The 7,718-nt window shown below is 62.4% G+C and carries 7 protein-coding genes; 1 reads left to right on the top strand and 6 read right to left on the bottom strand.

Annotation, left to right across the window (positions count from 1 at the left end; all coding sequences use genetic code 11):
* Positions 1-72: 72 nt before the first annotated feature.
* Both DZC52_RS15385 and DZC52_RS08625 read right to left on the bottom strand, forming a co-directional pair.
* Positions 73-558: a hypothetical protein gene (locus tag DZC52_RS15385; RefSeq protein ID WP_147307643.1), complete on the bottom strand. Its 486-nt coding sequence runs from the start codon at positions 556-558 to the stop codon at positions 73-75.
* A gap of 135 nt (positions 559-693) precedes the next feature.
* Positions 694-1,209 carry a hypothetical protein gene (locus tag DZC52_RS08625; RefSeq protein WP_116650733.1) on the bottom strand — a complete coding sequence of 172 codons (516 nt, stop codon included), beginning with the start codon at positions 1,207-1,209 and terminating at the stop codon, positions 694-696.
* Positions 1,210-1,470: 261 nt separating this feature from the next.
* Between DZC52_RS08625 and DZC52_RS08620 the strand changes: the two genes are divergently transcribed.
* Complete coding sequence (locus tag DZC52_RS08620) at positions 1,471-2,430, top strand: integron integrase (RefSeq protein ID WP_116650732.1); 960 nt, start codon at positions 1,471-1,473, stop codon at positions 2,428-2,430.
* Positions 2,431-2,515: 85 nt separating this feature from the next.
* Here DZC52_RS08620 and DZC52_RS08615 read toward each other — a convergent pair whose 3' ends face one another.
* From DZC52_RS08615 to hemL, 4 genes are all read right to left on the bottom strand, one after another.
* Complete coding sequence (locus tag DZC52_RS08615) at positions 2,516-3,247, bottom strand: class I SAM-dependent methyltransferase (RefSeq protein ID WP_116650731.1); 732 nt, start codon at positions 3,245-3,247, stop codon at positions 2,516-2,518.
* A gap of 23 nt (positions 3,248-3,270) precedes the next feature.
* A complete protein-coding gene (locus DZC52_RS08610) occupies positions 3,271-4,707 on the bottom strand; it encodes an NAD(P)(+) transhydrogenase (Re/Si-specific) subunit beta (protein ID WP_116650736.1) in 1,437 nt (478 codons plus the stop codon).
* Between the two features lie 10 nt (positions 4,708-4,717).
* A complete protein-coding gene (locus DZC52_RS08605) occupies positions 4,718-6,292 on the bottom strand; it encodes a Re/Si-specific NAD(P)(+) transhydrogenase subunit alpha (protein WP_116650730.1) in 1,575 nt (524 codons plus the stop codon).
* A gap of 105 nt (positions 6,293-6,397) precedes the next feature.
* Positions 6,398-7,684: a glutamate-1-semialdehyde 2,1-aminomutase gene (gene hemL / locus DZC52_RS08600; protein ID WP_116650729.1), complete on the bottom strand. Its 1,287-nt coding sequence runs from the start codon at positions 7,682-7,684 to the stop codon at positions 6,398-6,400.
* Between the last annotated feature and the right edge of the window lie 34 nt (positions 7,685-7,718).

The following is a 7,718-nucleotide window of genomic DNA, read 5'->3' as shown; positions in this document are numbered from 1 at the left end:
GCGGCTTTAGCCGCGTCCGGTGGAGGCCCGAAGGGCCGGAACGTACTTGAGCGATTTGTTATGTCTCGTCTATCAGGCTTCTCGCTCAAAGGTTATACCTTGAATGGTTTCAGGGTGATCTTTTGCGCGGTGCCTTCCAGCAACGTCTCCCTGCATAGTTGCTCCGCTATCCTTCAACTTTAATAGCGCAGTAAGGATGCTGTAGTTTGTGCGCAAATGTGAACGCCCTAGCATTGAAAGATAGCCCTCCCAGTACTCACCTTTGCAATCGAACGTTAAGTCCCCGTCATCATCTCCCAAGTGCATGATGTACTGGGCCTCTACTGCATGCGCAGATTGTTTGATATGGATAGTTGCAAACGCCTTTTTTTCTTCTCCGGTTAGTGGGTAGTAAGCAACCCAGGTCCCGTGGATTGAGCTCCCTCGGTAGGTGACTGACTGATAAAAGGGCAGAAAATGCCGAAAGAACAGATGCTTCAGCAGCCAAAGAAGGCCGGAAGCAAATACGCCGCTAACTGAGCCGACTACAATGGCGACAATGATAGAGTCTTGGGTCATTTCACACGCCTGGCATGTTAAAAAGGGACATAACGTTTGAGCTAAGCGGCGCGGCTTTAGCCGCGTCCGGTGGAGGCCCGATGGGGCCGGAACGTACTTGAGCGACTTGTTAGAAAGCTTTTTGGCACTTACCAACTACACACTTTCCTCTACTTGTAGCTGTCCTATCACGTCAGCCATCTTGAACCATTTAGATTTGTATGTTTTGCCCAATGTGTCTCGAACTTCGAAACGAAGCTTTGCGCGGCGCGATATTTTGGACGTTAGTTTCTGGTGTAAATTTCTTAGGTTTGTTTCTTTTTTGAATACTGCGCCTGGCTCGAGCTTCTGAGGCCACGAGTGAGGATCATTTACCGTGGTAATGTAGAAAGCGTTCTCACCGTCGATTTTCTCAGAGAGTTTTAGCGCCGGCTTTTCTATGAAACGCTGCTTCTCGCCACAATTTTTGATCTCAACATAAAGAAATGCGGTACTACCGGGCAGAAACTCCCCGGCCTCCTGGATTAGTTGGTGAGAAAAACCATGAGCCACTTCGAGCTTTACTCGATGATCTCTGATTCGATTCCGGATGGCGAAGAGCATCATGAATATAGCGATAGTTACGCTCACGCCGAGCAAAAAGGTGCGAGAATCTTGGCTTAGTAAATCCATTGCTTTCTAACTAAGAACTAGGTGGATTAAGTGGGGATCGGTCGATTGGGGAAGCGAAGTTCCTTTTAATCGCGATCTTACGGGGTTGGCTGCTGATGTCTTTCCTAGAATCAGCAACTTATCAGTTCGAACTCTTGATTTCACTCGGGTGTTTTTCCTTTTAACGCGCAAATTTCCTACGTCGGTTCGCGTGTTGTTCTCATTTTTCTTGGCGGCCGCTTGGGCTTCAATCGTATTCGGATTCAACCTGATTGAACAAGCATGGCTGGAAAATTGCTCGATCGGCTTCGGGCGGCGATTCGCGCCCGGCACTACAGCTATCGGACCGAAGAGGCGTATGTGCACTGGGCTCGTCGGTTCATTCTGTTTCACGGGAAGAAGCATCCGGCGGACATGGGTAAACGGCATGTCGAGGCATTTCTGACCCATCTGGCCGTGGATCGCAACGTTTCTGCCTCCACTCAAAATCTGGCGCTCGCGGCGATCTTGTTCTTGTATCGCCAGGTTCTCGAGATCGAATTGCCCTGGCTGGATGAAGTTGTTCGGGCGAAGAAGCCGGCGCGCATGCCGGTCGTTCTCGATCGGGACGAAGTGCGTATGATCATGGCGCAGCTGCCACCGCCGCAGGATCTGGTCGTCAAGCTCCTCTATGGCTCCGGGCTGCGGCTGACGGAGGCCCTGCGGCTTCGCATCAAGGACGTGGACCTCAGGCGACGCGAGTTGATCGTTCGCGACGGCAAGGGCTCGAAGGACCGCGTCACGGTGCTGGCCGATGCCTGTCGCGAGGGGCTGGAGCAACAGATCCAGCAATCCATGGAGCTGTTGGCGCTCGATCGCAAGCTCAACCGCGGCGGCGCGATTCTGCCGCAGGCGCTGGATCGAAAGTATCCGAATGCTCGCTTCGAGCCCGGCTGGCAGTTCGTCTTTCCCTCGCGGCGGGTGTCCATGGATCCGCGTTCGCGCCGGGTGGGCCGACACCACCTTTTCGCATCTACGGTCCAGAAGGCGGTCAAGCGCGCGGCGCGACATTGCAGGCTTCGCAAACCGGTCACCTGCCACACCTTCCGGCACAGCTTTGCCACGCATCTGCTCGAGTCCGGGGCGGATATCCGCACGGTGCAGCAGTTGCTGGGGCATTCGGACGTGCGCACCACGATGATCTACACGCACGTGATCAATCGCGGGGCGATGGGGGCGAGGAGTCCCATGGACGGGATGTGAGTTGTATTAATGCGGCCACGCTACCGCCATGGCCCGTGCCGCAGCCGCGTCCCCACAGTCAGTGTAGCGGGGGCGCTTCGGGGGTTCAATCGGCGCGGGGCAAGTTGCCGGTTTTCGCTTGTGCGAGGCGGCCGCGGCCGACGGCGATGAAGGACTTGGGCAGCAGGAAGACGCGCTCGGTGATGATCTCGTCGCCTTCGAAGAGATGCTCGAACATCTTTCGGTTTAGCAGGCGCGAGCCCTCGATGAAGCGCATGGCCTGGTCGACGGTCTCGGCGCGTTTCCAGTGGCCCAGGGCGAAGCGCATCGTCAGGCGGATGCGCAGCGGTTTGGGCAGCCAGTGGAAGAACGGCGTCATGCAGTGCGGCTCGACGGGGAACCAGTAGTTGGGGGTCTGCACGAAATGGCTTTCGCCGACGCGGCGGATTTCCGCGGCCAGGCGCTTCATCTGCGTCCAGTCGCCGACGTGCTCGATCACCGAGTTGGAGTGGGCGATATGAAAGGCGTCGTCCTCGAACTCCTGCAGGTTGCAGCCGTCGGCGCGGATGAAGGTGAAGCGGTCGTGGCTTTCGGGCAGTTCGCGGTCGAGCCGGTTGGCGATGGAGATCTGCACATGATGGCGATCCAGGAAGTCGGGCGGGATGATTTTCCAGTAGCGTTCGGTGCCGCCGATATCGAGGATTCGGACCTCGTCGTGGGCCCGGTGCGCCGATTCGATCAGTTCCATCAACGGACCCGCGCGCTTCGCGCGGAATCGCGAGCCCAGCGAGCGATCGTCGTTGTAGTTGGAGATCCGCTTGGCCAGGAATCGGGACATGGTGTTTTCCCGACGGACTCCGGTCAGTCCAGTTCTTTCAGCAGGGCTTCCATGGAAGCCTTGGCGTCGCCGTAGAACATGCGCGTGTTGTCCTTGAAGAACAGCGGGTTCTCGATGCCGGAATAACCCGTGCCTTGCCCGCGCTTGCACACGAACACCTGCCGCGCCTTCCAGACCTCGAGCACCGGCATGCCGGCGATGGGGCTGCCCGGGTCGTCCTGGGCGGCCGGGTTCACGATGTCGTTGGCGCCGATGATGATCACCACGTCGGTGTCGGGGAAGTCCTCGTTGATCTCCTCCATCTCCAGGACGATGTCGTAGGGCACCTTGGCCTCGGCCAGCAGCACGTTCATGTGGCCGGGTAGGCGGCCGGCCACCGGATGAATGGCGAATCGCACGCTCTTGCCCTGGCCGCGCAGCTTCTTGGTGAGTTCCGACACGGCAGTCTGCGCCTGGGCGACGGCCATGCCGTAGCCGGGCACGATGATCACGCTGTCGGCGTCGTTCACGGCCGAGGCCACGTCGTCGGCATCGGCGGCGATCATTTCGCCGTCGACCGCCGCGGCGGCGCTCGATTCACCGCCCCAGCCGCCGAGAATCACGGAGACGAAGCTGCGGTTCATGCCCTTGCACATGATGTAGGACAGGATCGCGCCCGAGGAACCGACCAGCGCGCCGGTGACGATCAGCAGGTCGTTGCCCAGGGTGAAGCCGATGGCCGCCGCGGCCCAGCCCGAATACGAGTTGAGCATCGACACGACCACGGGCATGTCGGCCCCGCCGATGGCCATGATCAGGTGGCAGCCGATCAACCCGGCGATGACGGCCACGGCGATCATCGTCCACAGCCCGGCGCCGCCCAGGTAGAGCGCGCCCAGGGCAAAGCAGGCGATGATGGCCACCAGGTTGAGCAGGTGGCGGCCCGGCAGGGTCAGCGCGGCAGAGCTGAGCTTTCCGGACAGCTTGCCGTAGGCGATGATCGACCCGGTGAAAGTGATCGCACCGATCAGGATGCCCAGGAACAGCTCGACCTGCAGGATGTTGAGCTCGACGGCGGACTTCTTGGCGATGGTCGCCGCGAAGCCGGCCAGCTCGGCGGCCGTGCCGGCGTCCCTGGCGGCGAGTGCCACACCCATCTCCAGGTGGGCGTTGATGCCGATGAACACGGCGGCCAGGCCGACCAGGCTGTGGAAGCCGGCGACCAGCTCGGGCATCTGCGTCATCTGAACGCGCTTGGCGACGATCCAGCCGACGACGCCGCCGACGATCACCATCATGGCGATGGTGAGGTACTGCCCCACGCCCGGCGTGCCGATGGTGGCGGCCACCGCCAGCAGCATGCCGGCGATGCCGTACCAGATGGCGCGCTTGGCCTTTTCCTGGTTGGAAAGGCCGCCGAGGGCGAGGATGAAGAGTACGGCCGCGACAACGTAGGCGGCGGTGATCAATCCGATAGACATCTGCATTCCCTCAGCTGCGCTTGAACATGGCGAGCATGCGGCGGGTTACCAGGAATCCGCCGAAGATGTTGACCGAGGCCATCAGCACCGACGCCGCGGCCAGGACGAACACGACGGAATTCCCCGAGGCGATCTGCAGCAGGGCGCCGACGATGATGATCGACGAGATCGCGTTGGTGATCGCCATCAAGGGCGTGTGCAGCGAGTGCGCCACGCCCCAGATCACGTGGTAGCCGACGAACACCGACAGCACGAACACGATGAAGTGCTGCATGAAGCTCGGCGGCGCGACCGTGCCCAGGCCCAGGCACAGCAGCCCGCCGACGGCGAGCATGATCGCCGTGCGGTTGAGCGAGGCCTTCATGGCCTTCTCTTCGCGCGCGGCCTTTTCCTCGGCCGTTTCTTCCGGCTCCTTCTTCTTGGGCTTGGCAGAGCCAATCGCCTTGGTCTTGGGCTCGGGCGGCGGCCAGGTGATCTCGCCTTCGTGGCAAACCAGCGATCCGCGGATCACGTCGTCTTCCATGTCGATGACCGGCTTGCCGTCTTTTTCCGGCGTGAGGTCGTCGAGCATGTGGCGGATGTTGGTGGCGTAGAGGTTGGACGACTGCGTGGCCATGCGGCTGGGGAAATCCGTGTAGCCGATGATGGTCACGTCGTTGTCGGTGACGATGCGCTCGTCCTTCTTGGTGAGCGTGCAATTGCCGCCGCGCTCGGCGGCCAGGTCGACGATCACCGAGCCGGGCTTCATCGCCTCGACCATGTCCTCGGTCCACAGCTCCGGCGCGGGGCGGTTCGGGATCAACGCGGTCGTGATGACGATATCGACGTCCGGGGCCAGCTCGCGGAATTTCTCCAGCTGCTTCTCGCGGAACTCCGGGCTGGACGGCGCGGCGTAGCCGCCTGTCTCCGCGCCGTCGGTCTGCTCTTCCTCGAAATCGAGATAAACGAACTCCGCGCCCATCGACTCGATCTGCTCGGCCACTTCCGGGCGCACGTCGAAGGCCAGGGTGATGGCGCCCAGCGAGGTCGAGGTGCCGATCGCGGCCAGGCCGGCCACGCCGGCGCCGACCACCAGCACCTTCGCCGGCGGCACCTTGCCGGCGGCGGTCATCTGGCCCATGAAGAAGCGGCCGAAGTTGTTGCCGGCCTCGACCACCGCGCGGTAGCCGGCGATGTTGGCCATCGAGGACAGCGCGTCCATCTTCTGCGCGCGGCTGATGCGCGGCACCATGTCCATGGCCAGCACGGACAGGTTCTTGGCCTTCATCTTTTCCAGGAGGTCTTCGTTGGCGGCCGGCCAGACGAAGCTGATCAGGGTCTTGCCCTCGGGCGCGGCCTCGATCTCGGCCTCGGACGGTTCGCGCACCTTGACGATGACGTCGGCCTGCTTCCAGAGCGCGTCGGCCGAATCCACCACCGTGACGCCGGCTTGTTCATAAGCCGCGTCGGTGAACGAGGCTGCCAGCCCCGCGCCCTTCTCCACCAGGCATTCGTAGCCCAGCTTCTTGAGCCGACCCGCACTCTCGGGCGTCAACGCAACCCGCGCCTCACCCGGTGCGGTCTCCTTTAGTGCACCTACTTTCATTGCATGCGCTCCTGGCAAATCCTATCGGTCGGCCGCGCCCCTTGCGCGGGCCCCGCTTTCTCCCTCTCGAGCAGCTAGTGTACCGTGCCGCCGTTCGGGCGGCCTTCAGCCGGCCATCCGCTTGAGCACTTCGCTGGCCGCGCCCACCGTTTCGGTGACGTCGGCGGCGGTATGGGCGCTGCTGACGAAGCCGGCCTCGAAGGCCGACGGCGCCAGGTAGACGCCGGCTTTCAGCATTTCGGTGAAGAAGGTCTTGAAGTGCTCGATGTTGCAGGCGGCGGCCTGCTCGAAGTTGGTCACCTCATCGGCCTCGGTGAAGAAGTAGCCGAACATGCCGCCCACTGCCACGGTGGCCATGGGCACGTCGGCGTTGTCGGCGGCCTGCTTGAGGCCGTCGGCGAGCTGCTTGGTGCGCGCCTCGAGCTTCTCGTAGAAGCCGTCTTCGCGCAGCAGCTCCAGGTTGGCGATGCCGGCGGCCATCGCGACGGGATTGCCCGACAGGGTGCCGGCCTGGTAGACGGGGCCTTCCGGGGCGACGAGCTTCATGATCTCGTGCTTGCCGCCGAAGGCACCGACGGGCATGCCCGCGCCGATGACCTTGCCGAAGGTGGTCAGGTCGGGGATGACCCCATAACGACCCTGCGCGCCGGTGGGGCCGACGCGGAAGCCGGTCATGACCTCGTCGAAGACCAGTACCGCACCCTTCTCGTCGCAGATCTGGCGCAGGCCCTCGAGGAAACCGGGCTGCGGCGGCACGCAGTTCATGTTGCCGGCCACCGGTTCGACGAACACGCAGCCGATCTCGTCGGGGTAGGCGTCGAAGAGCTGACGCACGCTGTCGAGGTCGTTATAGCGGGCGTTGAGCGTGAGCTCGGCCAGGGCGGCGGGCACGCCCGGCGAGGTCGGCACGCCCAGGGTCTGGGCACCCGAACCGGCCTTGACCAGGAAGCTGTCGCCGTGACCGTGGTAGTTGCCCTCGAACTTGATGAATCGGTCCTTGCCGGTGGCCGCGCGCGCCACGCGCAGGGCCGACATCGTGGCCTCGGTGCCGGAGTTGACCATGCGGACTCTCTCGAGCGAGGGAATCATCTCGCACAGCATCTCGGCCATGGTCACCTCGCCCGGCGCCGGCGCGCCGAAGCTCAGGCCCTTGGCCGCGGCCTTCTGGACGGCTTCGATGATCTTCGGGTGGGCGTGGCCGCAGATCATCGGGCCCCAGGAGCCGACGTAGTCGATGTAGCGCTTGCCGTCGACGTCGAACATGTAGGCGCCTTCGGCATGCTCGAAGAAGATCGGCTCGCCGCCGACGGAGGAGAAGGCGCGCACCGGTGAATTGACTCCGCCCGGAATGCGGGCGCGGGCGCGGTCGAACAGGTCGTGGCTGGCGGTCATGGCGTCTGTGACTACTCCTGGAACTCGCGGAAGT

Origin of the sequence: Wenzhouxiangella sediminis (assembly GCF_003410055.1) — a bacterium.
GTDB lineage: Bacteria > Pseudomonadota > Gammaproteobacteria > Xanthomonadales > Wenzhouxiangellaceae > Wenzhouxiangella > Wenzhouxiangella sediminis.
This window is presented reverse-complemented; position numbering and strand designations above follow the sequence as displayed.